This is a genomic window from Campylobacter hominis ATCC BAA-381 (assembly GCF_000017585.1).
Taxonomy (GTDB): Bacteria; Campylobacterota; Campylobacteria; order Campylobacterales; family Campylobacteraceae; genus Campylobacter_B; species Campylobacter_B hominis.
Genome location: NC_009714.1, coordinates 1,295,656 through 1,319,985, shown reverse-complemented (window position 1 = coordinate 1,319,985; position 24,330 = coordinate 1,295,656). Strand labels below are relative to the sequence as shown.

General features: G+C 32.4%; 21 protein-coding genes and 1 pseudogene. 15 read left to right on the top strand and 7 right to left on the bottom strand.

Going from position 1 to position 24,330, the window contains the following annotated elements:
* Position 1 precedes the first annotated feature (1 nt).
* Genes CHAB381_RS06460 through mscL form a run of 3 tightly spaced genes read right to left on the bottom strand, consistent with a single transcriptional unit; the run spans position 2 to position 2,137 of the window.
* Positions 2-1,099 carry a metallophosphoesterase gene (locus CHAB381_RS06460; protein ID WP_012109235.1) on the bottom strand — a complete coding sequence of 366 codons (1,098 nt, stop codon included), beginning with the start codon at positions 1,097-1,099 and terminating at the stop codon, positions 2-4.
* A 1-nt stretch (position 1,100) separates the two neighbouring features.
* Entirely contained in the window at positions 1,101-1,742 is a 642-nt protein-coding gene (locus CHAB381_RS06455; RefSeq protein ID WP_012109234.1) for a Crp/Fnr family transcriptional regulator, read from the bottom strand.
* Complete coding sequence (gene mscL / locus CHAB381_RS06450) at positions 1,739-2,137, bottom strand: large-conductance mechanosensitive channel protein MscL (RefSeq protein WP_012109233.1); 399 nt, start codon at positions 2,135-2,137, stop codon at positions 1,739-1,741. Before mscL ends, CHAB381_RS06455 begins: the two co-directional genes overlap by 4 nt.
* Positions 2,138-2,235: 98 nt before the next feature.
* Between mscL and gltX the strand changes: the two genes are divergently transcribed.
* From gltX to CHAB381_RS06435, 3 genes are read left to right on the top strand one after another with little or no spacing between them, the layout of a single operon-like run.
* Entirely contained in the window at positions 2,236-3,537 is a 1,302-nt protein-coding gene (gltX, locus tag CHAB381_RS06445; RefSeq protein WP_012109232.1) for a glutamate--tRNA ligase, read from the top strand.
* Complete coding sequence (locus CHAB381_RS06440) at positions 3,534-3,827, top strand: YggT family protein (RefSeq protein ID WP_012109231.1); 294 nt, start codon at positions 3,534-3,536, stop codon at positions 3,825-3,827. The genes gltX and CHAB381_RS06440 overlap by 4 nt, the downstream gene beginning before the upstream one ends.
* On the top strand, positions 3,805-5,433 hold the full coding sequence (locus tag CHAB381_RS06435) for a lytic transglycosylase domain-containing protein (protein WP_012109230.1): 1,629 nt from the start codon (positions 3,805-3,807) through the stop codon (positions 5,431-5,433). Before CHAB381_RS06440 ends, CHAB381_RS06435 begins: the two co-directional genes overlap by 23 nt.
* 677 nt (positions 5,434-6,110) lie before the next feature.
* On the opposite strand, the gene hcp is transcribed toward CHAB381_RS06435, so the two are convergent.
* Positions 6,111-7,436, bottom strand: a complete 1,326-nt coding sequence (gene hcp / locus CHAB381_RS06430) for a hydroxylamine reductase (RefSeq protein ID WP_012109229.1) — start codon at positions 7,434-7,436, stop codon at positions 6,111-6,113.
* 233 nt (positions 7,437-7,669) lie between these two features.
* On the opposite strand from hcp, the gene CHAB381_RS06425 reads away from it, so the two are divergent.
* The 6 genes and pseudogenes from CHAB381_RS06425 to CHAB381_RS06405 all read left to right on the top strand — a co-directional run bounded on the left by CHAB381_RS06425 (position 7,670) and on the right by CHAB381_RS06405 (position 13,504).
* Positions 7,670-8,422: an SDR family oxidoreductase gene (locus tag CHAB381_RS06425; RefSeq protein WP_012109228.1), complete on the top strand. Its 753-nt coding sequence runs from the start codon at positions 7,670-7,672 to the stop codon at positions 8,420-8,422.
* A complete protein-coding gene (locus tag CHAB381_RS06420; protein WP_012109227.1) occupies positions 8,423-10,096 on the top strand; it encodes a Na+/H+ antiporter NhaC family protein in 1,674 nt (557 codons plus the stop codon).
* Positions 10,093-11,166 carry a tRNA (uridine(54)-C5)-methyltransferase TrmA gene (trmA, locus tag CHAB381_RS06415; RefSeq protein WP_012109226.1) on the top strand — a complete coding sequence of 358 codons (1,074 nt, stop codon included), beginning with the start codon at positions 10,093-10,095 and terminating at the stop codon, positions 11,164-11,166. The genes CHAB381_RS06420 and trmA overlap by 4 nt, the downstream gene beginning before the upstream one ends.
* Positions 11,142-11,480: pseudogene (locus CHAB381_RS08910) on the top strand (CoA-binding protein); the annotation flags it as partial. The gene trmA and the pseudogene CHAB381_RS08910, both read left to right, overlap by 25 nt.
* 84 nt (positions 11,481-11,564) lie before the next feature.
* On the top strand, positions 11,565-12,776 hold the full coding sequence (ilvA, locus tag CHAB381_RS06410; protein WP_041570659.1) for a threonine ammonia-lyase: 1,212 nt from the start codon (positions 11,565-11,567) through the stop codon (positions 12,774-12,776).
* Positions 12,777-12,787: 11 nt separating this feature from the next.
* Positions 12,788-13,504 (top strand): DUF4230 domain-containing protein, encoded by a 717-nt coding sequence (locus tag CHAB381_RS06405; RefSeq protein WP_012109224.1) that lies wholly within the window; start codon positions 12,788-12,790, stop codon positions 13,502-13,504.
* Between the two features lie 974 nt (positions 13,505-14,478).
* On the opposite strand, the gene CHAB381_RS06400 is transcribed toward CHAB381_RS06405, so the two are convergent.
* Together CHAB381_RS06400 and CHAB381_RS06395 are read right to left on the bottom strand one after the other, a co-directional pair.
* Complete coding sequence (locus CHAB381_RS06400; protein WP_012109222.1) at positions 14,479-15,729, bottom strand: adenylosuccinate synthase; 1,251 nt, start codon at positions 15,727-15,729, stop codon at positions 14,479-14,481.
* Positions 15,726-16,574, bottom strand: a complete 849-nt coding sequence (locus tag CHAB381_RS06395) for an ATP phosphoribosyltransferase regulatory subunit (RefSeq protein WP_012109221.1) — start codon at positions 16,572-16,574, stop codon at positions 15,726-15,728. The genes CHAB381_RS06400 and CHAB381_RS06395 overlap by 4 nt, the downstream gene beginning before the upstream one ends.
* 144 nt (positions 16,575-16,718) lie before the next feature.
* On the opposite strand from CHAB381_RS06395, the gene ciaB reads away from it, so the two are divergent.
* The 6 genes from ciaB (at position 16,719) to CHAB381_RS06365 (ending at position 22,978) form a co-directional block, all read left to right on the top strand.
* On the top strand, positions 16,719-18,539 hold the full coding sequence (ciaB, locus tag CHAB381_RS06390) for an invasion protein CiaB (protein ID WP_012109220.1): 1,821 nt from the start codon (positions 16,719-16,721) through the stop codon (positions 18,537-18,539).
* A 228-nt stretch (positions 18,540-18,767) separates the two neighbouring features.
* Positions 18,768-19,319, top strand: coding sequence for a DUF507 family protein (locus tag CHAB381_RS06385; protein ID WP_012109218.1), 552 nt, complete (start codon positions 18,768-18,770; stop codon positions 19,317-19,319).
* On the top strand, positions 19,319-20,431 hold the full coding sequence (gene carA / locus CHAB381_RS06380) for a glutamine-hydrolyzing carbamoyl-phosphate synthase small subunit (RefSeq protein WP_012109217.1): 1,113 nt from the start codon (positions 19,319-19,321) through the stop codon (positions 20,429-20,431). The genes CHAB381_RS06385 and carA overlap by 1 nt, the downstream gene beginning before the upstream one ends.
* Positions 20,428-21,093 (top strand): sulfite exporter TauE/SafE family protein, encoded by a 666-nt coding sequence (locus tag CHAB381_RS06375; protein WP_012109216.1) that lies wholly within the window; start codon positions 20,428-20,430, stop codon positions 21,091-21,093. The genes carA and CHAB381_RS06375 overlap by 4 nt, the downstream gene beginning before the upstream one ends.
* The gene (locus CHAB381_RS06370) at positions 21,090-22,304 is read left to right on the top strand and encodes a PAS domain-containing sensor histidine kinase (protein ID WP_012109215.1); all 1,215 of its coding nucleotides are present in this window, start codon (positions 21,090-21,092) and stop codon (positions 22,302-22,304) included. Before CHAB381_RS06375 ends, CHAB381_RS06370 begins: the two co-directional genes overlap by 4 nt.
* Positions 22,301-22,978, top strand: coding sequence for a response regulator transcription factor (locus CHAB381_RS06365; protein ID WP_012109214.1), 678 nt, complete (start codon positions 22,301-22,303; stop codon positions 22,976-22,978). The genes CHAB381_RS06370 and CHAB381_RS06365 overlap by 4 nt, the downstream gene beginning before the upstream one ends.
* 834 nt (positions 22,979-23,812) lie before the next feature.
* Here the strand turns inward: CHAB381_RS06365 and CHAB381_RS08905 are convergent.
* Positions 23,813-23,998 carry a hypothetical protein gene (locus tag CHAB381_RS08905; RefSeq protein ID WP_012109212.1) on the bottom strand — a complete coding sequence of 62 codons (186 nt, stop codon included), beginning with the start codon at positions 23,996-23,998 and terminating at the stop codon, positions 23,813-23,815.
* Between the last annotated feature and the right edge of the window lie 332 nt (positions 23,999-24,330).

The following is a 24,330-nucleotide window of genomic DNA, read 5'->3' as shown; positions in this document are numbered from 1 at the left end:
CTCAAATTTTTCTCCTTAAATTTAAAATTGCAATTTCGCTTGGAGCCAGAAATCTGATCGGCGGTCCCCAAAAACCCGCTCCGCTGCTTACATAAATTTGTCTGTTTTTTTCTTTATAAAGTCCATAAAGATAGCCATTTGCAATCTTAGCTAAAATGGAAAACGGAAAAATCTGCCCTGCGTGAGTATGTCCGCAAATAAACAGATCGACTAAATCGTCTTCTGCGTAATCTCTCACAAATTTCGGCTGATGAGCTAAAACTATTCTCGGTAGTCCAGGTAGAGTCTCTTTTAAAGCCTTTTTGAAATTTACTTCGTATCCGAATTGTGGTGCCGCGATGTCATTCAGACCGATTAAGTTTATATTTTTAAAAACTTCATTTTCATTTTGTAAAACGCGAAAATTGCGCGATTCAAGCGCATTTATAAGTTCTAAAGCACCACGGTAATATTCGTGATTTCCTGTTACAAAAAATTTCGGCTGTTCAATTCTGTCGAAATCATCCAACAAATCGCCTATATCGCCCGCTTTGATGTCAAACATATCGCCTACGATTAAAAGCGCGTCAAATTTTTCAGATAAAATTTTATTTACCAAATTGTGCACGAATTTTTTATCTATAAAATTTCCGATATGAAGGTCGCTAATGACGCAAAAACTTACCTGTTCTTTTAAATTTCTGATAAAAATTTCAGTTGTTTTTACTTTCGGGGTTTTAATTGCGTTAAAAAAACTTTTAAAAAGTGTGCTGAAAAACAGAATTATAAGCCCGAAATTTATGCAATTTTTTAAAATTTCCCTTCTTTGCGGATCAAATTCGACTCTTTCCAGGCTTAAATTCAGGATATAGAAAATCAGACAAAAAAAGAAAAGTAAAAAATTCGCCCCCATCATAAAAACGGAAAATTTTCTTGCCAAAATTTCAATAAAATTCGATGAAAAATTTAAGTTTAAAGTTATAAAAAAAATCGATGAACAAAAGAAACAAAAAATGCAGATAAATGCCGAAATTTTGATGTTAAAATACTGTTTTAAAATTTCAAAAATTATTAAATTAAGTAAGAAAAAAATTGCAATTGAAGCGACTATAAATTTCAATTTAATTTCCTAAAATTTTTTCCAATTCCGCGGCGTCTCGGATTTCTAATTTTCCATTTTTATCCGTAATTAAAATTTTCTCTTTTTTAAAATTTGCCAAAATTCTTGAAAGCGTTTCTTGCGAAATGTTCAGATCATTTGCAGTTTGCGTTTTTTTCTGTTTTAAAAATTTATCAAAATTATTCAGCAAAAATTGCGCCGTTTTTTGCTCCGCCGAAAGTATCAGACTGTCGCTTACAAAGCCTTCGATAGCGCAAACTTTTTTGGAAACCGAGCGCAAAAGTTCCAAACAAATTTCCTGTTTGCAAAAAAAGTTCGCTTTAAATTTTTCGTAATCTATTTTTAAAATTTCGCCGCTTTTCGTAAAAACGGCGCTTGCAGGAAATTCCATTTCTTCGAAAATCGCCACTTCAGCGACAAAACACGGCGCCTTTAAGATATGCAGAACTATCTCTTTTGCGCGCGCTGCGGTTTTGTAAATTTTTACTTCGCCGCTTAGTAAAAATAGTAGATATTTGCTTTTTTCTCCGGCAAAAAACAAAATTTCATCTTCATTATAATGCTTTACAAAACTGATATTTTGTAAAATTTCGCGCTCATTTGCGTCAAGTTTGCTGTAAAACGGCAATTTTTCAAACTTCATTTTTTAAGTAAATCTCTAATTTCGCTTAAAAGTTTAACTTCGTCGTTAGGCTCAGCAGGCGCCTTCGGCTCTTGTTTTTCAGGTTTTTTCAGTTGATTGATTGCTTTAATGGCTAAAAAAATACAAAATGCGATTATCAAAAAATCAATCGTAACTTGTATAAAATTGCCGTAGTTTATCGTTACGGCAGCATTTTCTCCGACAGCTTCTTTTATTGTTATTTTTAGATCCGTAAAATTTACGCCACCTGTTAAAACGCCGACAACAGGCATAATTACATCGCCTACGAGAGAACTTACAATTTTACCGAAAGCACTTCCTATTACAACGCCCACAGCCATATCTATGACATTGCCTTTTACGGCAAATTCTTTAAATTCTTTTATGAAGCTCATAAAATGCACCTTTTAATAAAATAATACCATTTTACACATTTAAGCTTTAAATTTTGCTTTTTATCATATAATAGCCGCAAAAAAGTTAAGGAAATTTTATGTACAGATTTGCACCAAGCCCTACAGGAGATATGCATATAGGCAATTTGCGCGCTGCGATTTTTAATTATATATGCTCACTGCAAGATAAAAGCGGATTTATTTTGCGTATCGAGGATACCGATACAGCGCGAAATATCAGCGGAAAAGGCGAAGAGATAAAAGAGATTTTAAAACAATTCGGTATAAAATGGGATAAACTTTATATTCAAAGCGAAAATTTGAAATTTCACCGCGAGCTTGCAAGCAAACTTTTAAATGATAAAAAGGCATTTTGTTGTTTTTGCAGTGAAGAAGAGCTTGCCGCAAAAAAAGCCGCTGCAAAAAAAGCCGGCGTGGCTTATCGCTACGATGGAACTTGTGAAAAGCTTAGTGATTTGGAGGTTTTAAATTGTGAAAAACCTTTTGTAATTCGTATGAAAAAACCGAATCGCATTTTGAAATTTAATGATTTAATCAAAGGCGAAATCGGTTTTGAGCCTGAAAATATTGATAGTTTCGTCATTATGAGAGTTGATAAAACGCCTACTTATAATTTCGCCTGCGCAGTTGATGATATGTTGGAAGGCGTAACCTGTGTCATTCGTGGTGAAGACCATGTATCAAATACGCCAAAACAAAATTGGATAAGAGAGTGTCTTGGTTATACGGAGGAAATTTCTTATGCGCATTTGCCGATAATTTTAAATGAAGATGGCAAAAAAATGAGCAAAAGAGAGAACAGCTCATCTGTTAAATGGCTTTTGCAAAGCGGATATTTACCGGAAGCCATCGCAAATTATCTGATTTTGCTTGGAAATAAAACGCCGTGTGAAGTTTTTACGTTGGATGAAGCGGTGGAGTGGTTTGATATAAGTAAAATTTCTAAAAATCCTGCGAAATTTGATATAAGCAAACTCGCATTTTTAAATAGAGAGCACATCAAAAGAGCTGATTCTGCACGTTTAGTTGAGGTTTTCGGACTGGATGAGAGTTTTTCAGAGCTGATTAAATTTTATACGCAAGAAGCAAGTCTGGTCGGTGAAATAAAAGAAAAAATAAAATCAATTTTTTCTAAAAAAGAAATTCCTGCCGAATTCGCTGAAAACGTTAAAATTTTAAAAGATGAAATTTTGAAAATTAAAGAACTTCCTGAAAATTTTGAAAATTTCAAAGAAATTTTAACGAAAGCCACAAATTTAAAAGGCAAAAATTTCTTTATGCCGCTTCGCATTTTGCTTACAGGTGCAAACCATGGACCGGAATTAAAAGAGCTTTATCCGCTTTTGCGTTCACAAATCAAAAGGATAGTTAATTTATGATTTTAAAGACTTTTTTGATAGCGATAGCTGAAATTTCGCATATCGCGATTTACGCTTATACGATTGTGATTTTTATAGCTTGTATTCTTAGTTTTGTCAGGCCCGATCCATACAATAAATTCGTGCAGATTATTTACCGCTTGAGTGAGCCTGTATTTGCATTTTTTCGTCGTAAAATTCCAACGACTTTCGGCGGACTTGATCTTTCGCCGTTAATTGTATTTTTTATCTTGGCTTTTATTGATAAATTTTTTGTAAGGCTTTTACTTGAATTTGCTTATTCGATGTAGTGTTATTTGCGCTATTTTGTACGGTTTTGCGGTAGGCGAAATTTTGCCATATGAAAAGCTTAAAAACGAGCCGAAATCTTTGGCGAAAGATTATTATATTTACAGACTTGCCGATGAAACAAAGTATAATAAAAGCGAACTTGCCGTGCTTAGAAATGATGTATATCGTTATAAAGGCAAACTTGCGAAAAAACTTGACGCTATTTTGGGAGCTGAAAAAATTAATAAAAAATGTGCCGGTTTCGGTATAAAAAATATTTTAAAAGCCGACGATGCTTGTAAAAAAGTCATAATAAATCCGAATTTTATCAGCAGACTTTCATCAAAAAATCGCGCCGTTTTGCTCAATGAACTTGTAAAATTTCCAAATTTAATCAATCTTATAAACGGCATGAACGCCAAAAATCCTGCAATTTATTTTGCAGATACTTTAGACGTGGAAAATTATTTCATATATTTTAATTCTTTAAGCCAAAAAGAGCGTGAGATAAAATTTAACTTTGAATTGACGCCCGATTTTGCAAATGCTTTGTCTCAAACATACGCTTTTAAAGGAATGTTAGAAGATATTGTTATAAAAGATAAAATGCAAATTTTAGCGCATTCTTTATTGTATATAAATCCTGCTAATTTGGGTGATGAAATAGCATTTTTACTTGGAATAAACGCCGTTAAATTTAAGTCGGACGATAAAGCTTTCGGATTTTTTAAAGCCGCCGCCTATAATTCAAAAAAAATCGGAATTTCTCAAAATGCAAAATTTTGGATGTATCTTATAAATGGTGATAAAACGGCTTTAAAAGAGCTTGCAAATAGCGATTATTACGATATTTATTCAATAATCGCAAAAGAAAAACTTGGAAACAGAACATTAAGCGTAATTATTCCGAAACCTTCTTTAAACGCGCCAAAAAATTATGATATCAGTGATCCGTTCGCCTGGGTAAAAACTAAAAATAAAGCTGACGTTGCAAATGAAGCTGAGCTTAAAAAAATGGCGATGTTCTTTGATACGAAAGCTACAATCGGCGAATACAGCTATATAATGAATAAACTTAATAAAAAAGATAATTTTTATGCGATGCCTTTTATGGAATTTATAGGCACGGACGATTTGCGCAGGCAGGCTCTTATTTTAGCACTTGCAAGGCAGGAAAGTAGATTCGTTCCATCAGCAATTTCAACATCTTATGCACTTGGAATGATGCAGTTTATGCCATTTGTGGCGAATGACATAGCCAAAAAGCAAGGCTTAGCGGAATTCGATCAGGACAATATGTTTAAACCTGAAGTCGCTTATAAGTTTGCAAATATACATTTGGATTATTTGGAAAATTATTTAATCAGCCCTGTTTTTATAGCTTACGCTTACAATGGCGGTGTCGGCTTTACAAACAGAATGCTGAAAAATGGGCTTTTTGATAAAAAAGGCAAATATGAACCGTATCTTGCAATGGAACTTGTGCCTTATGCCGAAAGCAGGGATTATGCTAAAAAGGTATTGGCAAACTTTGTAATCTACGCTCAAATTTTAGGTCTTAAAGTCTCGGCGGAAGATGAAATTTTAAAACTGAGCAGTTCTGAAAAAAGTGACAAAGTTCGCTGAAATTTTACTATTTGCGGTCTTTTAAAAATATTTTTTGATAAATTTTTTAAAGCAAAATTTTAAAAATCGGCGTTTTCTTATTAAAAAATAATATTCGGTTTATTTTTACTATCTAAAATTTTTAATTTTATTAAAAATATAACAGTCGGAAAATTTGCTGATTACGGTTTTTAAATAGCAAAATTAACAGAATTTTATGATGCGGCTTTGATAAAAATATCTGCAAAATTTATAAAACGACTTTTATCAAATTTGAGCGTTATTTAAAGCAAAATTTAAATGCTTTTTAGGTTTTTTAATATTTTTAGATTTCAAAATGACATTTTGAAAGTGCATACAAAGCGCGATTTTTCCGATTAAAAATAAATTTGAATAAAAATTTTAATGTCGCATAAAAAACGTAAAATATGGGAAATCTAAAAATTCATTTAAAATTTTGCATTTTTCGGCAAGTTTTGTGTTATTTTAAAGTAGCTTTTATAATTTGCGTCTCTTAAAACGTCAAAATTTAAATAATAAAAAACTCTTTTTTAGCGATTTGATAAACAGCTTGAAATTTAAAATTTGCGGTTTTATTCTTTAAAAATTTTGCGAAATTACAGTAAAAGTGCAAATTGATATAAAAAATAATTTTCTGATAAAATTTAGTGGAATTTTAAAATTCCACTAAATTGATTTTAAGCCAAAAATTTTTCCAAATCGGCTTTTGCGTCGCCGCTGATTAAAGAAAGATTGAATTTTTCTTTTAAAAATTCCAAAATTTCATCATTGAAAAACTCAGGAAGAGTAGGTCCTACGTGGATGTTTTTTATACCCAAATAAAAAAGTGCAAGAAGAATTATCACAGCTTTTTGCTCCATCCACATTAACACGATTTCTATCGGCAAATCATTTACCGCAATTCCTGTCGCTTTGCTTAGCGCCATTGCGATTTCCGTTGCACCGTTGCTGTCGTTGCATTGACCAAGGTCCAAATATCTTGGAATATTTGTGCCTTCTATAAAGCCGAAATCTACGTCATTAAATCTGAATTTTCCGCAACTTGACGTTAAAATCACGCAATCTTTTGGCAAAGAAACGGCTAATTGTCTATAATAATCTCTACCTTTTCCGGGTGCATCACATCCTGCGATGACAAAAAATTTTCTTATTTTTCCGTCTTTTACAGCGCTTAAAATTTCATCAGCCATTGATAAAATAGTTTTATAATGGTGTCCTGTCGTTATGATTTCATCACTGTCAAATCCGCTGATATCCGGCAAACTCAAAGCTTTTTGTATTAAAGGCGAGAAATCATCATTTTCGATACGCTTTATACCGTCCGTTCCTGCGATTTGGTATCCGAAAAGTCTGTCTTTATAAGTGCAGGATTTTTTTAAAGGAACTATGCAATTTGTAGTCATCAAAATCGCTCCACCGAAATCGTTAAAAAGTTTAGTTTGATCAAACCATGCTTTGCCGATATTTCCTTTAAGATGAGAAAATTTCCTTAACTTCGGATAACCGTGAGCCGGCAACATTTCAGAGTGAGTGTAGATATTTATGCCTAGATTTTCCGTTTGTTCCAAAAGTTTTTTGAGTGCCGAAAGATTGTGACCGCTGACCAAAATTGCCTTGCCACTTGCTTTATTTTGCGTAATTTTTACCGGACTTGGCACACCAAAAACTGCAGTATGAGCTTCACTTAAAATTTTCATAACTTTAACTCCGCCTTCGCCGACTTTTAAAAGTCTTTCTATATGCTCATCAAAGTTGAAATTTGAGTTTGTAAGCGTAAAATAAAGCGTATCTGCAATGATTTTATCAACTTCTTTCGTATCAGCGCTAAGTTCTTGCGCGTGGTGACGATACGCGCTCATTCCTTTTAATCCGAAAATCATCGCATCTTGCAAATTAGCCAAAGTTGAATTTTTACCACAGGTTCCCATTTTTTGACCTTTTGCGCCGCAACCGCCAGGTGCGCTCATTTGACATTGATGACAAAACATTTGAAGTTCGTTCATTTTTTATCTCCTTAAACATAAAATTTCAAAAATTTTAACAAAAAAGTGATATTTGAATATTGATTTATGTCAATTTTTTTGAAAATTAAATTTCAGCATTTGCCGTAAAAATTTTAAAATTTTCCATAAATATAATAAAAAAGTTACATTTTTTAATTTATAATCTATTTTTTATCTTTATTTTATAGAGTTTATATTAAAATCTTTTTTTAGCTTTTTATTTTGGAGTATTTATGAAAAAGACAGCATTTATAACAGGAGCCACTTCGGGCTTTGGCGAAGCCATAGCCAGAGCTTTTGCTAAGGAAAATTTTAATCTGATTATTTTAGGTCGCAGAAAAGATAGACTTGAAAGATTGGCAAGCGAACTGAATGACAGTGAAATTCATATAATAAATGTCGATGTCAGGGACAAAGAGAAGATCTTTAAAGAGATTGAAAATTTGCCGCAAAATTTTAAAAATATCGAAATTTTAGTAAATAATGCAGGACTTGCACTTGGATGTGAGCCTGTTGAAAAGGCCAGTTTAAGTGATTTTGAGACGATGATTGATACAAATATAAAAGGCCTTGTTTATATTACAAAAGCTGTTTTACCGATAATGAGTGCTAAAAAAAGCGGATATATTTTTAATATCGGCTCGGTTGCAGGAACGTGGCCATATCCTGGCGGCAATGTATATGGCGCTACAAAGGCATTTGTAAAGCAATTTAGCTTAAATTTAAGAAATGATATAAAAGGTAGCAATATTCGCGTCACAAATATAGAACCGGGGCTTTGCAAAACCGAATTCAGTTTAGTTCGCTTCAAAGGTGATGTCCAAAAAGCTGACGCCATGTATGAAAATACAAAATACATAACCGCGGAAAATATCGCGCAAATCATAATAAACTGTGCAAAATTACCTGAAAATGTAAATATTAACTCGCTTGAAGTTATGGCAACAACGCAAAGCTGGGCGGGATTTTTCTTTGAAAGAGATTAGATGAGAGTTTTGTTTTTTTTATTAGTGCCGTTTTTTTTGTATGCCGATAGCAAGTCAAATGCTGAATATTTCGGTTTTTTAACGCTTATTCCACCGCTTGTCGCTATTATTTTGGCTTTTATTACAAAAGATGTGATTTTTTCACTTTTAATAGGTGTTTTAAGCGGAACATATATGATCAGCGTTGTAAATACAAGCGCATTTGATGCTGTTATCGGCGCATTTACCGGGCTTTGTTCGCGCGCTGTAAACTCAATGGCGGATCCTTGGAATGCGGGAATTTTACTTCAAGTGCTTTGTATCGGCGGTTTGATAGCTTTAATAACTAAAATCGGCGGCACAAAAGCACTTGCCATTTGGCTTAGTAAAAAAGCTAAAAGCCACGTTTCTTCACAGGTCAGCACTTGGTTTATGGGACTTATAATATTTTTTGACGATTACGCAAACTCGCTTATTGTTGGCCCGATAATGAGACCTGTGATTGATAAATTTAAAGTAAGTCGCGCAAAACTTGCTTTCATTATAGACGCTACGGCCGCGCCGGTTACAGGAATTGCTGTGATTTCTACATGGATTGGACTTGAAATTTCGCTTATTAAAGATGCTTATTATTCGATAGGAATTACAGATATAAATCCGTTTGAAATTTTCGTTTCGACGATTCCTTACAGATTTTATAATATTTTTATGATATTTTTCGTCGTTTTAACGGCTTTGATGAGTAGAGAATTCGGACCTATGTATAAGGCTGAAAAAGCTGCCAGAGAAGGCAAAGCAAGCACTAAAAATTATAATATTTCAAATTTGGATTCTCAAGCTCTTACACCAAAAGAGGGCATAAAATTAAAAAGTGCAAATGCTATTGTCCCTATTTTTGTGCTTATTATTTCTGCCGTTATCGGCTTTTATTTCAATGGTCTATCAGCTCTTGAAGGGGATGAACTTAAAGCCGTCAAAAGCGCACCTTTAAGTTTTATGGCGTTCCAAGCGACTTTCGGAGCTGCCGATGCTTCGGTGGTACTTTTCGAATCGGCACTTTTTGCTAGCATTGTTACCGTTATAATCGGTGTTTGGCAAAAGATATTTGGTATAAAAGAGAGTATTGAAATTTGGGTTGCCGGTTGGAAAACTATGATAATCACCGTTGTGATTTTGCTTCTTGCCTGGTCTTTAAGTTCCGTTATCAAAGATTTGGGTACATCTTACTATCTTGTGGATTTGCTTTCAAAAACAACACCTAAGGTTATTTTGCCGATTTTTATTTTTATACTGGGATCTTTTATCTCTTTTTCTACCGGAACCAGCTTCGGAACGATGGGAATTTTAATGCCTTTGGCTGTTCCTTTGGCAAACGCGGTAGGGCAAAATTACGGCTTGAGCGGCGCAGAGCTTGAGGCATATATGTATGTTTGTATTAGTGGTGTTTTAACTGGCGCTATTTTTGGAGATCACTGCTCGCCGATTTCAGATACTACGATACTTTCGTCAATGGGTGCAGGTTGTGATCATATGGAACACGTCGGCACTCAGTTTGCTTATGCTTTATCAATTTGCGTTATTACGATAGTTTTCGGTTATTTGCCTGTCGGTCTTGGACTTAGCGTGTGGTTGGCGTTACCTCTTGGCGTGTTGGCTGCCGCGCTTTTACTTCGCACTGTTGGTAAAAAAGTTTGAGTTGCTCATATTATGGCAAATGCGCAGGTTGCAATTTAAATCTGCCTTATAATGATGAAATTTCGTTTAAAACTGATTTTTTAAAGAGCGAATTTAAAGAATTCTATCAAGGTGAAATTGAAATTTTTAAAAGTGATGAGTGGAATTTCAGAAATCACGCGGAATTTGGTATTTGGCACGAAAAAGGCGATGTTTTCTATACAATGCGCGGAAATAGTAATGAGCGCGTAAAAATAGAAACCTGTCCCAAAATGGATAAAAAAATCGTGGAAATGATGCCGAAATTATTACAAAATTTGCGTGAGAATAAAAATTTAAAAGAGCGTCTTTTTGGAATCGAGTTTATAGCTACGAAATTCGATTTTATGGCGATTTTGCTTTATCATAAAGATATTTTTAATATCAAAGATGATTTGGCTAAATTAGCTGAAATTTTGGATATTAAAATTTCAGCCAGAAGTCGCGGAAAATTTTTAAATTTCGGTGGCGAAATTTTAAGAGAAAAGGTGCAAAATTTCATCTATAGATTTAACGCCGATGCATTTTTTCAATCAAATACAAAAGTAAATGAAAAGATGATTTTGTTTGTTTTAAATGCCGTAAAAAACGGTAAAGATCTTCTTGAAATGTATTGTGGACACGGAAATTTCACTTTGCCGTTAGCTTCTGAATTCGGTAAAATTTTAGCAAATGAAATCAGCAAAAACTCTATAAAAAATGCGCGCGAAAATTCTAAAAACAAAGATAATATAAATTTTGTAAGAATGTCGGCAAAAGAGCTGATAGACGCTTTTAACGGCGTTAGAGAGTTTAACAGGTTAAAAGATATCGATATTACAGATTTTGATTTTTCGCATGTTCTGGTTGATCCGCCGCGCGCAGGAATAGAACCGGAAGTTTTAGATTTTATACAAAATTTTAAAAATATAATTTATATTTCATGCAATCCTGCAAGCTTAAAACAAAATTTACAAATTCTATGTGAAACGCACAAAATTACGAAATTTGCACTTTTTGATCAATTTGTGCATACCGAACATATAGAATGCGGAGTGGTTTTACAAAAATGAATGAGATTGAAAAAATGTTTAAAAGTATGCGAAATATCGCTATTGTAGGTCTTAGCCCAGATGAAAACAAACCAAGTCATAAGGTTGCAAAATTTTTGCAGGAACAAGGTTTTAAAATTTATCCGATTTATCCTGAAGAAGATAAAATTTTAGGGCGGAAAGTTTATAGAAGTTTAAATGAAATCGCTGATTCTATTGATACTGTCGTGATGTTTCGTAAAAGCGAATTTGCTGAAATTTTATTAAAAGATGTAATTTTAAAAAAAGCTAAAAATTTTTGGCTTCAACTTGGAATAAAAAATGAAAATGCTAAGAAAATTTCCGAACAAAATGGAATAAATTTTGTGCAGGATCATTGTATTATGATTGAATTTCAAAATTTTAAAAAGGAAAAAAAGATGGTGGATTTAAATAAAATCATTCAGGCCAAACGTACAATAAGCGGTTTTATAGCCGAAACATCGTGTGATTTGGCGCCAAAATTAAGTGAAATTTACGGAGCAAAGATTTATCTTAAAAAAGAAAATCTTCAAACCACAGGCGCATATAAGATTCGCGGCGCTTTTAATAAAATCGCTCATCTTAGCGAAGATGATAAAAAAAGAGGCGTAGTCGCTGCAAGTGCTGGAAATCACGCGCAAGGTGTGGCTATAAGTGCGAAACATTTCGGTGTAAAAGCTACGATTGTAATGCCGGAAGCCACCCCGCTTCTAAAAGTTGCAGGCACGAAATCTTTAGGCGCTGAAGTTATTTTAAAAGGTGATAATTTTGATGAAGCTTATGCTTATGCGCTTAAATATACAAAAGAGCATGATAAAATTTTCGTTCACCCTTTTGATGATGAGTTCGTTCAAGCAGGACAGGGCACGATAGCGCTTGAAATGCTTGAATCGGTACCGGATTTAGATTATGTTGTTTTGCCTGTTGGAGGCGGCGGGCTTATTAGCGGCGTTGCAAGTTATATAAAGCAAGTAAATCCGGAATGTAAAGTTATAGCTGTAGGTGCAAAAGGGGCGCCTGCTATGCATGACAGTTTTTTGGCAAAGAAAGTCATAAATTCAAAATCGGTTCGCACAATTGCCGATGGTATTGCAGTCCGTGATGCCAGTGAAATTACTTTGAAAATCATACTTGAAACGGTTGACGAGTTCGTGCAAGTTGATGATAATGAAATAGCAAATGCTATTTTGTATCTTTTGGAACAACAAAAAATCATCGTTGAAGGCGCAGGAGCTGCTGGTGTGGCCGCTTTGATGAATAGAAAATTTAAATTTGAAAAAGGTAAAAAAATCGGTATTATAATAAGCGGCGGAAATATAGACGTCCAAATGCTGAATATAATCATCGAAAAAGGTCTTAGAAAATCGAAACGCAAGATGACCGTAAATGTAACGCTTGTCGATAAACCGGGCGCGCTTTTAGGTTTAACAGAAGCTATTCAAAAAGCAAACGCAAATATCGTTAAGATAGACTATGATCGCTTTTCGACAAATATCGAATACGGCGACGCTGTAATAACTATAACTCTTGAGACAAAAGGTGAAAAACACCAAGAAGAAGTTAGAAAATCTCTTCTTGATGAAGGGTATAAATTTAACGAAATTATGTAAAAGGAGCGAAAATGGAAATTTTAAATTTTGTCGTAATTTTATTGCTTTTAGTTGCTATGTTTGTGTTATATAGGCAAAATTTAAAGCTTCGTTTGCATGAAAATCAAAAAGCGGACATTAAAAATGATATAACTCAAATGCGAAATATAGGCGAACTTAGCGTATTTCGCATTTATTCAAAAGAGATTGTCACAAAAAAAGATGATGCGATTGGAGGTTTTTGGAGTACGCTTTTTGGCTGGTCTATGAGTAAAAAGCAAATCGCCATTATTTTTGAGTTTGAAATCGAGTTTATTTATGATCTTATGAGTAGCGATTTTTCTATAAATTCGCTTTCAGATATGAAATACAGCATAAAAATGCCGCCTTGCAGTTATAAATACTCTATAAAAGATATGAAAATTTATGACGAAAAAAATGCAAAATTTTTGCCGTTTTTATTGCCGGATTCGTTGAATGGAATTTTCGGTGCAAGTTTCAGCGAAAATGATAAAAATAAGTTGATTGATGAAGCAAAAGATGAAATTAAAGGGCTTTCCGTAAAACTGATAAATGATTTAAGCACAAAAATCCATAAATCCGCAACCGATACGCTTGAAGCCATTGCAAAAAGTTTCGGCGCAAAAAGTGTAAAATTTGAGTTTAACGATAAAAATATTGCCAAAATAGACATAAAAGGTAGCCAAATTTTGCTTGATAACTCTTTGCAAAAGCAAATTGACGGGTAAAAATTTGTCAATAAAATTTTAATTATAGAATTTATATTTTTGTATTTAAAACAACTTAAAATGTTACAATGATTAAAATAAATGCTTTGTTAAAAATTTATATTCTAATAAAGACAGACAATATTTTGTTTTAATATTCTTTTAATTTTAAGTTCAAATGCCTTGATTTGATTTTCATATTTAAAGCCGTTTTTGCTTCTTATTTTATATGTTTTCTGCTGTATTTTGATATTTATTTATTCATTTATTTAATAAAGTAAGTATTTTGAATTTATTATTATATTTGACCTGTTGATTTGGCAAATTTCAAAATTTCGCCGAGCCTAAATTACATATTTTCCATCATTGTTAAATACAGTTTTTTTATAATGTCGGATACTCTTTGACCAAATAAAAATTTAATATTTTTATCGCTTTTTCGCCGTTTTCGTAAAATTTAGAATCAATTATTGAAAAGCATTTTTGACTATCAACGGTTTATTTTTCAAATGATTGTCTGTATTTTTTAGTAAAATATCTATAATTTCAGTATATTTTTTTATGTTTAATAATTTAAACTTACGCAAGCTTGCGTTTTGGCGTGGAAATATTTAAGATTTGGCGCTTAGTCGTCTGTGAAATTTTTTAAAAATTAAATGTTGTGATTTTAAATATTTTATCGGAAAATATTATCGGTTTATCATCAAAATATTTAGAGATACTGCATATAAAGGCGTTTGTTGAATTATTATAATGGAATATTTTATTTTTTTAGCAATAACAATTTTTTAAATCTGAGTTTTGAAACCAAATCTGTTTGCTTCAGCATAAAGTGAATTTCCATAAAGAATTATGGCACAATCGCTTATCGATATATTCTTTAAAATACCATGCTTTAATGCATTTATAAATTTTTTATAGTAAGTTTGAAAGTTTGTTATCGAAAATTGAATTTGTGATCTAACGAGGGCGTAGAAAAAATCTACGCCTGAAATTTATAATATTATTGTATCGTCGCGCTCAGGGCTTGTAGATATAAATCCTGCACGCATATTGGTTAATTCTTCGATTCTTTTTATGTATTTTTGCGCGTTTTCAGGTAAATCTGAGAATTTTTTCACTCCTTTTATACTGTCCCATCCATCCATTTCTTCATATACAGGCTCAACACTTTCCAAATTGCAAGGGAAATAGTCGATTATTTCGCCGTTTAGTTTGTATGCTGTGCAAATTTTAACTTTTTCAAAACCGTCTAAAACATCCAATTTCATAAGTGCGAATTTATCAATTCCGCTAAGTCTTGCAGAATATTTTACGCAAACAGCGTCAAACCAGCCGCATCTTCGTTTTCTTCCTGTTGTAGTACCGAACTCTTTTCCTATTTGACACATTTTTTCGCCCCATTCGTCGTTTGCTTCACTAGGGAATGCGCCGTTTCCTACTCTTGTAGTATATGCTTTTACGATGCCGATTACCTCGCCGATATCTTTCGGGGCAAGTCCAAGACCTGTACAAGCGCCAGATGCTACAGTATTTGAGCTTGTTACATATGGATATGTGCCGTGATCTATATCAAGAAGTGAGCCTTGCGCGCCTTCTACTAAAACTTTTTTATTTTCATCCAAAGCTTTCCAAAGCATTTCAGTTGTGTTTGCGATATATGGAGCAAGAAATTCTTTAAATCTTTTTAATTCGTTAAAAACCGCGATTTTTTCAGGTATTTTGATATTTAATGCGTCATAAAATTTTGCATTTTCATCAAATTCTTTCATTAAATTTTCGCAAAGTTTTTCAGGATTCAAAAGTTCGCCTACGCGGTGACCGGTTCTATTTACTTTATCAGCATAAGCAGGTCCTATACCTTTTCCTGTCGTGCCGATTGCTTTATCGCCTTTGGCGCGCTCTTTTGCTTGATCTATCAAAGAGTGGTGCTCCAAGTTAAGATGAGCCTTTTCGCTTATGAAAAATCTGCCTTTCAAATTTTTAAATTGCGCCATTTCGGCGATTAAAACATCCGGATTTACGACAACGCCGTTTCCTATTATATTTATAATATTTTCGTGTAAAATTCCGCTAGGAACAAGATGCATCGCGTATCTTACGCCATCAACCCAAATTGTATGTCCTGCATTGTGTCCACCGCCGCTTCTGCATACATAATCGTAATTTGCACAAAGCATATCTACGATTTTGCCTTTGCCTTCATCGCCCCATTGTGAGCCTATTATCAAGTCTGCTTTACTCATTTTTCATCCTTTTGTAATTTTTCTATCAAAGAATCGACCATAACGGCAAATCCGCTTGATGCGATTTCATCAATTTTGTAATTTCCGCCGCTGCAAAGCACCGAGTTCGCGTCTATAAATCTAAAAAACATTTCATCATAGTAGCGCATTTTGGAATAATATAAAAGAGAGACGCTGATATTTTCATATTTTAGATTTAAATTTAGAATTTCATCCAGACTGCTTTGAATTTCATCGGGCGCTATTTTTTTCAATTCGCGCACATCTTTTAGTGTTTTTGCACGCGCCAAGGCATCTAACCACGGTAAATTTTTAGCCAGCAAAATTTCGATTTCACCTTTTTCAAAAACAGAAATTTCCAAATCTAAAATTTTGCAAATTTGTTTCGGAATTTTGATATTGCTTATTTGTAAGACGGGTTTTAAACCGAATTTTTCGAAAATTTCAGTTGCTACAGAAATCGCAAGCATAAGATTTTTTTCATTTATCATCTCTGCGCCTATTTGATAAAATTCAGCGCTTGGGTATTTAAAAATCGGTTGCACATAAAACCAGCGTTTTAAATTTTGATTTTTTATACGGCGCCTTGCTATTCGCACGACATCTACCGTGCTGTCGGCGCGAAGTGAAATTTCATTATTTGCAGGATCTGAAAATTTTAACAACTGCTCGCTATTTACGCTTAAATTTTGATGATATGAAAAATATGGAGTCAAAATTTCATTAAAACCGTTTTTTAGTAAAATTTCACTTGCCGTATTTTCTATTTTGCGTTTTATTTGTGCACTTTTTCCAAAATACAGCCTTGAACCGTCCGGAATTTCGTGTTCATAATTTGCAATCATATTTCTCTCTTTTTGATTTTTTATGAAAAAACAATCATATCAAATTTTTACTTAAATTTTAAAAATTTCATTTTTCTACGATTATATTTGCAAATATTAAGTCAAGTAGTGTAAAATTTAGAATTTTAAGAAAGGGATTAAAAAATGAATGATTTTAAAAGAGTAAATGAACTTGTAGCGGAAAGTAAAAAAAATCTGAATGCACTTTATGACATTAAAGATAGCGAAATTTTAAACTCCTGCTATAAAATTTGCGGATTTAAAGGCGGTGCCGGTGAAAGAATTGCGATTTTAAGGCGCATAGTCGATCTGAAAACGGATCCGCTTATAAATGAATGTAAAAAACTCGGGTTTAGCGAAGAGCAAATTTTAAACGTGCGTGATAAAATGTATAATTTCGTGCGAAAAATGCATGAAAAAATGCACGAGGAATTGATAGAAAAAATCGCGAGCGAAAATATTTTAGATGAATTCTATATGCAAATTTTGCGCTCTACTCACAGAATCGGACAAATTTTAAGTAAAGCACAATTTAGTTGGCAAAAGAAAATAATTGATGAAAACGGCAAAAAATTCGGCCGCGATTTTGATTCGATAGCTGAAGCAAAAGATTTTATAAACAAACATAAACTTTATCAAAAAACAGCGCATGGCGAGATTTGTGATAGAAGTTACGGCGTTGTGAGTGAAATAAACGGTAAAATTTTATTTTTGCCTTATGCTTTGGCTTTTGAAACTGAATTTAAAGAATTGGACGCCGCTTTTGACGATTGTATAAAATCTTTGCGCGAACTTGCCTTAAATCGCGAGCAGGAAGCATACATCGCATATTTTGAAAAACTACGCGCCGCATTCGGTGAAAAAGAAAATGAAAATGTAATTTCCGCTTGGCGAGATGCCGAAATAGCGTGGATGGACGTAAAAACTCCACTTCAAATCGGTCATCCGCTTGAATATTATGAAGATATTTATACACACGCGGTTGCCTTGGAATGGGATATTCGTTTGGCAAGACAAAGTGAGTTTAATGTCGGCGAATTTAAGAAAAACACAAAAGAAACATTTAATGAATTTTACAAAAAAATCGGTGCGGATAATGAAATAATGCACGCTTTTGTCGATACTAATATCGATAAAACGCAGCTTTACATAAGCACGCCGATGATTTATTATGCTGCCGATTTTAACGGACTTTTTTCAGCTCAGGTTGTGCCTAATGATGAGTTTGTAAGCTCAAATTGCGGTAAGAAAATTTTCGCATTTGTGGATTTTGTATATGAAAGTGCCAAATCAAAGCCTTTTATGCGTTTTACAAGTGAAATTTTTGATCTTGAATATTTAAATTTCGGACGAGAAATTTTGTTCAATCATCCTGAAATTTGGCGAAAAGTTTATGAAATTTCTACAATCGGCCACGAGTTCGGCCACATTTTTTTTATAGATGAAGACACCGAAGCGCTTATGAATAAAAGTGGAGTTTTTAAATTTATTGAAGAGTATAAAGCTACAACCGGCGGACTTATGAACTTTTTTATGCACGAAAATAAAAAATATGCTTTGCCTGTTTTGGATGAACTTATAAGAAGAAGTGTAGGGCTTATCGCTTGGCAAAAAGTCGATGATGTGAGAGCTTATTATTGTGAAGGTCTGATTCATCTGAGTCTGCTTTTTAAAAGCGGCGTTTTGAATTTTGAAAATAATCGTTTAAATGTTGATTTAAGCGAAAATGCATATGAAAATTTCAGGTGCGAATGTATTAAAAACTATGAAAATTTAGTAAAAATTTATGTCGATAAATGTGATGCGAACGAGTTTTTAAGCAAATTTTGCGTTTTGGAAAACGGAGTTTATCTGCCGCTTGATGTTTCGGTGCGTGAATTTGTAAAATTTTACTATTCGCGTTTTGAACTTATCGGAAATGAAATAGATGAGAGCGGTGAACGCGAAAAGTGGAATAAAAAGTAATTTTATTTTTGAAATTTAAAGACAAAATTTTAAAATTTTGTCTTTAAAAAATTATGAAATTCCAAGTAATTTTACAAAATTTAAAAATCAAAATTTTTGCATTGTTGTTTTGAAAAAATTATCAAATTTTTACAGTTGCAAAATAAAAATAATAAAAACTTTTTTACATACTTTAAAGCTTTATTTGATATAATTTTTAGGTATTTTAAAAATAAAAAAGGACCGAAAATGCGAGTAAAAATGCCTCATGTAAAGTATATCGCACACAAAATCGCACTTGATATTTTAAATTCAGGTTTTGTTAAACTGACAGGCGGTTTGGAAAGTATCGCAAAAGTCGCAAATGACATACTTGTGGAAGATTTGCAAAAAGAGCGCGCACTTGATGAGCGTGCAAATGAAATAATGGAAAAAAATATAGATGATATTGATGCAATGGCTGTAGATAAGAGAAATATGTTTTTACTGATTAAAAAACGACTTGCCGATGACGCAAGATTTTATTTGAATTATGAAGATCGTTACTCAAATATTTCGCATGAAATTTTGGAGAGTATTTGGAAAAACGGACTTGTTGATTATAATGTAAGCGAAAATAAAGTAAAAAATATAATTTATCTCTCAATAGAGAATTACTTGAAAAATTTCGGCAAAATTGAAGATGACGTGATGGATAAAATGGACACTTTAAAGCGAAAATTAATTCCGGGCACCGAAGAATATGATATGGTTTTTGAAAAATTATATGAAGAAGAGCTTAAAAAAAGAGGAATGTTTTAATGAAAGCTTACATTTATATTGAAAATGGCGTGTTTTTGGAAGCTAAAGCTTTCGGAAAAGGCGGAAGCAGTGTAGGCGAAATGGTTTTTAATACATCATTGACAGGATACGAAGAGATTATTACCGATCCAAGCTATGCAGGACAATTTATAGTTTTTACAATGCCTGAAATCGGTATCGTAGGCACAAATGTAAATGATTTGGAAAGTTCGAAAATTCACGCAAGCGGTATTTTCGTAAGAAATTTTAATAAAATTCCTTCAAATTTCAGATCTACAATGGATTTGGAAAATTTTTTTATAAAAAATGAAAAATTCGGAATTTATGATGTAGATACCAGATATTTGACGAAAATGTTGAGAGATAGCGGCACTTTAAGAGCAATCGCTTCAACTGAAATTTCGGATAAGGAAACATTAAAAAGAATGCTTGAAAGCTCGGCAAAAATAGATGAGATAAATTTTGTAAGCATTGTAAGCACAAAAAAATCTTACAAACACGATAAAGCGGCTTGGAACGGCAAAGAGTATCCTTCTATGAAAAAATCCGGCAAAAAAGTCGCTGTGATGGATTACGGTGTAAAAAGAAATATTCTAAACGAGCTTTGCAATGTCGGAATTGAAGTTGAAATTTTTCCGCATGATACAAAAGCTGATTTGTTGATACAAAAATTTAAAAACGGTGAAATAAACGGCATTTTCCTTTCAAATGGACCGGGAGAGCCTAGAATGTTGAAAAATGAAATCGCCGAGATTAAAAAAATGATAGAAGCCGAAATTCCTATTTTCGGTATATGTTTAGGACACCAACTTCTTTCAAATGCTTTCGGTTACGAAACGTATAAACTGAAATTCGGCCAACACGGAGCAAATCATCCGGTGCAAAATTTACGCACAAAAACGATAGAAATTACAACTCAAAATCACAATTACAACGTTCCTGAAAATATCGCAGAGATTGCTGAAATAACACATAGAAACTTATTTGACGGAACGATAGAAGGTGTAAAATATAAAAATTATCCTATTTTTTCAGTTCAACATCACCCTGAAGCCAGTGGCGGACCGAACGAGAGCAAGTATATTTTTAAAGAATTTCTTGAAATTTTATGAGTTTTTATATTTACAGCATTATTCCGATGGCGTTGATGTTAAGTTTAACTCATTGCCTTGGAATGTGCGGCGGATTTGTGCTTGCATATAACGCCAAACTTTCAAAAAAAAATCCTAAAATTGCATTTTTTTATTCATTCAGTTATCAAATTTCAAGAGTTTTTGCCTATATTTGTCTTGGTGCATCAGGCGGATATTTCGGTTCATTTTTTAAAATTTCGGTTCGTGCGGAGGCATTTTTACATTTCTTTTTAGGGCTTTTTTTGGCATTTTTAGGCGTAGCGCTTTTGATGCGAGGTAAAATTTTAGCTTTTATTGAAAACGACAAAATTTATCAAAAATTTTTGGCAAAACCGTTAAAATACGCTTTTAACAAAGACAGTTACGCTTCATTTTTACTTCTTGGATTTTTAAACGGTTTGCTTCCATGCGGAGTTGTTTATACATTTTTAGCTATGGCGATTATGTCGTCTTCTTTAATAAAAGGCGCAATTATTATGGCTATTTTTGGAATCTTTACAATGCCATTACTTTTAAGTTTTTCTTTCGTGCTAAATTTATTAAATTTAAAGTATAAAAACGCTATATTTACGCTGTCAGCAGTTTGTATAATTGTATTTGGCATTTATAATTCATATTTAGGATTTATTTTAAGCAGATGATTGATAAACTCAAACAATATCAAAACGCTATAGATGAGAGTAATATCGTTTCAAAAACCGATATTAACGGTGTTATAACATTTGCAAATGATGAGTTTTGTAAAATTAGCGGATATTCAAGAGAAGAATTGATCGGTTCTTCTCACAATATTGTCCGTCATCCCGATGTTTCAAAAAGTGTATTTAAAAAACTTTGGGATACGATTTTAGCTAAAAAAGTATATAAAGGAATTATTAAAAACCGCGCAAAAGACGGCTCCGCGTTTTATTTAAAAGCCACCATTATACCTATTTTGTATCCAAACGGCGATATAGAAGAGTTTGTGGCGATTCGCCAAGATGTAAGTGAAATAGTAAAATTGAATGAAAAACTTTTAAAAGCACAAAATGAACTGGAAAGTATCAATCAAAATTTACAAAAAGTCGTCGATGAAAAGACGTCGGAATTAAAAAATTTAAATGAAAATTTGAAGATAAAAGTAAGAGAAGAAATCGCTAAAAATGAAGAAAAAAACAGACTGATGCTTCGCCAATCAAGATTCGCTTCAATGGGTGAACTTGTCGCAAACATCGCTCATCAATGGCGCCAACCTTTAAATGAGTTGTCGATAAATCTTTTCAATTTAAAAAGAAATATTTCGGATGAAGAAAAGTTTTTAAAAATATACAACGATTCAAAATTTCTTATACAGACTATGTCAAAAACTATTGATGATTTTAAACATTTTTTTAGCGCGGACGAACCGAGTGAAGAATTTTTTATATATGACGCGATGAGTGATACTTTACGTATGATAAATGCAACTTTTGAGAAAAAAAATATTAAAATTAAATTGAATTTTCCAAAATCAGATATTAAAATATTAGGTCACAGAGGCGAACTTTCACACGTGTTTTTAAATATTTTAACAAATGCTAAAGACGCGTTTGAAGGTATTAATTCGTCAAAAAAAATAATTACTGTAAATGCTTCAAAAGATAGGCGTCATGCGTATATTGAAATTGAAAATAATGGTTCTTTTATAGAAGACAATGTGATGGATAAAATTTTTGAGCCGTATTTTACCACTAAACATAAGTTATCAGGCACCGGAATAGGTCTTTATATGTCAAAACTGATAGTAAAAAATATGGGCGGGCAAATACACGCCAAAAATACTGAAAATGGAGTAAAATTTATGATAAATCTACCTTTAAGGAATAACAAATGAGTGTTTTAGAAAATTTAAGTGTTTTAATTGTCGAAGATGAAATTAAAATTTTAAATTCAATGGCCGATTCGTTTGACGGAATTTTTAAAAGTGTATATACCGCTAAAAACGGCGAAGAAGGACTTAAAAAATTTATAAAGTATAATCCGAACATTGTTGTAACGGATATTTTGATGTCAATCAAAGACGGTCTTGAAATGACAAAAGAGATTAAGAAAATTTCGCCAAGCACACCTGTAATCGCGCTTTCAGCATTTAATGACAAAGAAAAACTAATAAAAGCAATCGATGTCGGAATTGACAAATATCTGTTAAAACCGATTGATATGGATGAGTTGATTTTTGCAATCGAAACTTTGGCAAAAGCCAAAATAGAATCAAGTAGCGATATAAAGCTTGGAAACGGTTACTTTTTCAGCCCTACAAAAAAAGTTCTTATAAAAGACGACAAAGAAATATCTCTAACCAAAAAAGAACTTGCTTTCGTTTCATTGCTTGTAAACAGATTGGGCACTTTGGTTATACAATCCGATATCAAAAAAAATGTCTGGGTCGGAGAAAAAGTTACTGATGCTGCAATCCGTACATTCATTAAGCGTATTCGCGACAAAGTAGGACCTAATTTTATAAAAAACGTTCCGGGACTTGGATATAAAATAGACGCTAAATTTTAAAAAATAAATAACTTAAATAAAATTTTCTCTTTAAATTTTAAAGAGAAAATAGTAGTTTAATTTTAAATTTTTAATCTATGTGGCGCAAAATTATTTGATTTTTAAAATTTGCAAGTTTTTAAAATTTAGATTTATACAGCTTTAAATATATGATTTTATTGATTTAAATTTTAAATTTTTGTAATTTTAGAGAATTTCAAAAACAACAAAAAGAATTTTTTATTAAATGGTGTTGTTTTTTAAAAGCGCCTAACGCAGTTTTGATTTTGTTTTTGTTACGGCGCAGTTTTTTGTTTTATCGATTATAAAATTTTGATAAATGCGCCTGTTTTTAGATTTTTTATTTTATTGACAACGGCTTTAATTTTCGTGCAGTATTTTTTTAAAATTCTAAATACAAAATTTTTAGCCGTTATCCTATTTATTCGCTATTAAAGTTATTGTTAAATAAAATTTAGTTTTTCAAATGCGCCTGTTTTCGGCTTATTTTATGCAATTTGAAATTTAAAAGTTTTATATAACATTTTAATTTTTTGTTTGCCTGTTTATAAAATTAAATACGATCTGTTATCATAATAAAATTATATTCGCGCATTTTTTCAAAACAAATTAACGGTGTAATTTGTTTATTTTTCAACTGCATAAAAACAAATATGAATTTTTAAAGTATATAATCTGAAAAATCCGATTGTTTGCGGATTATTTCAAAATTTTGAAATGAATTTTTAAAATTTTTAATGGTTTATCGGCAATTTTGCCGATAATTTTACCTGCTGTTTTGAAAATTTCTTTTACCGTTTTTATTATTTCTTTTTATAGAGTTTGTAATAGGAATTAAATCTGTAATTTTGTTACCAAGCCATTTTCCTGCTTTTTAATCCAATTCTTCGCGTGAAATTTTAATTGTTTTTCTTGTTTTCTTTCCTGTATTTTCGTTTTGATTGCTTTGCCGATTTTCTTTTCTTCGTTTTTATGGCAAAAATTATGTGCTTTTTTATCGGCACGCTTTTTAAAATTCATAAAAAAAGTTCGGATAAATTATATTGTTATTATTTGCCGCGAATAATATGCAACTTCAGGTTCTACGCCGCTTTCATCTTTTACTTTTTATTTTATGGTCAATGCGAATTTATAGAAGTTTTTAAACTTATCATTTGGCATATTTTTTCATTATTTCATTTTTAATCTTCCTGATTTAGAATTTAACTTTAGTTATGAGTTTATAAATTGCACATAAATTTCTATCCGCTTTGCAAACTGCTAACATTGTATCAATTAATTTGTCTTAGCTGTTTAATAAAATTTATCATATTTTTTGTGTATATTGTCTTTTTCGGCGTTGTCGATAATTT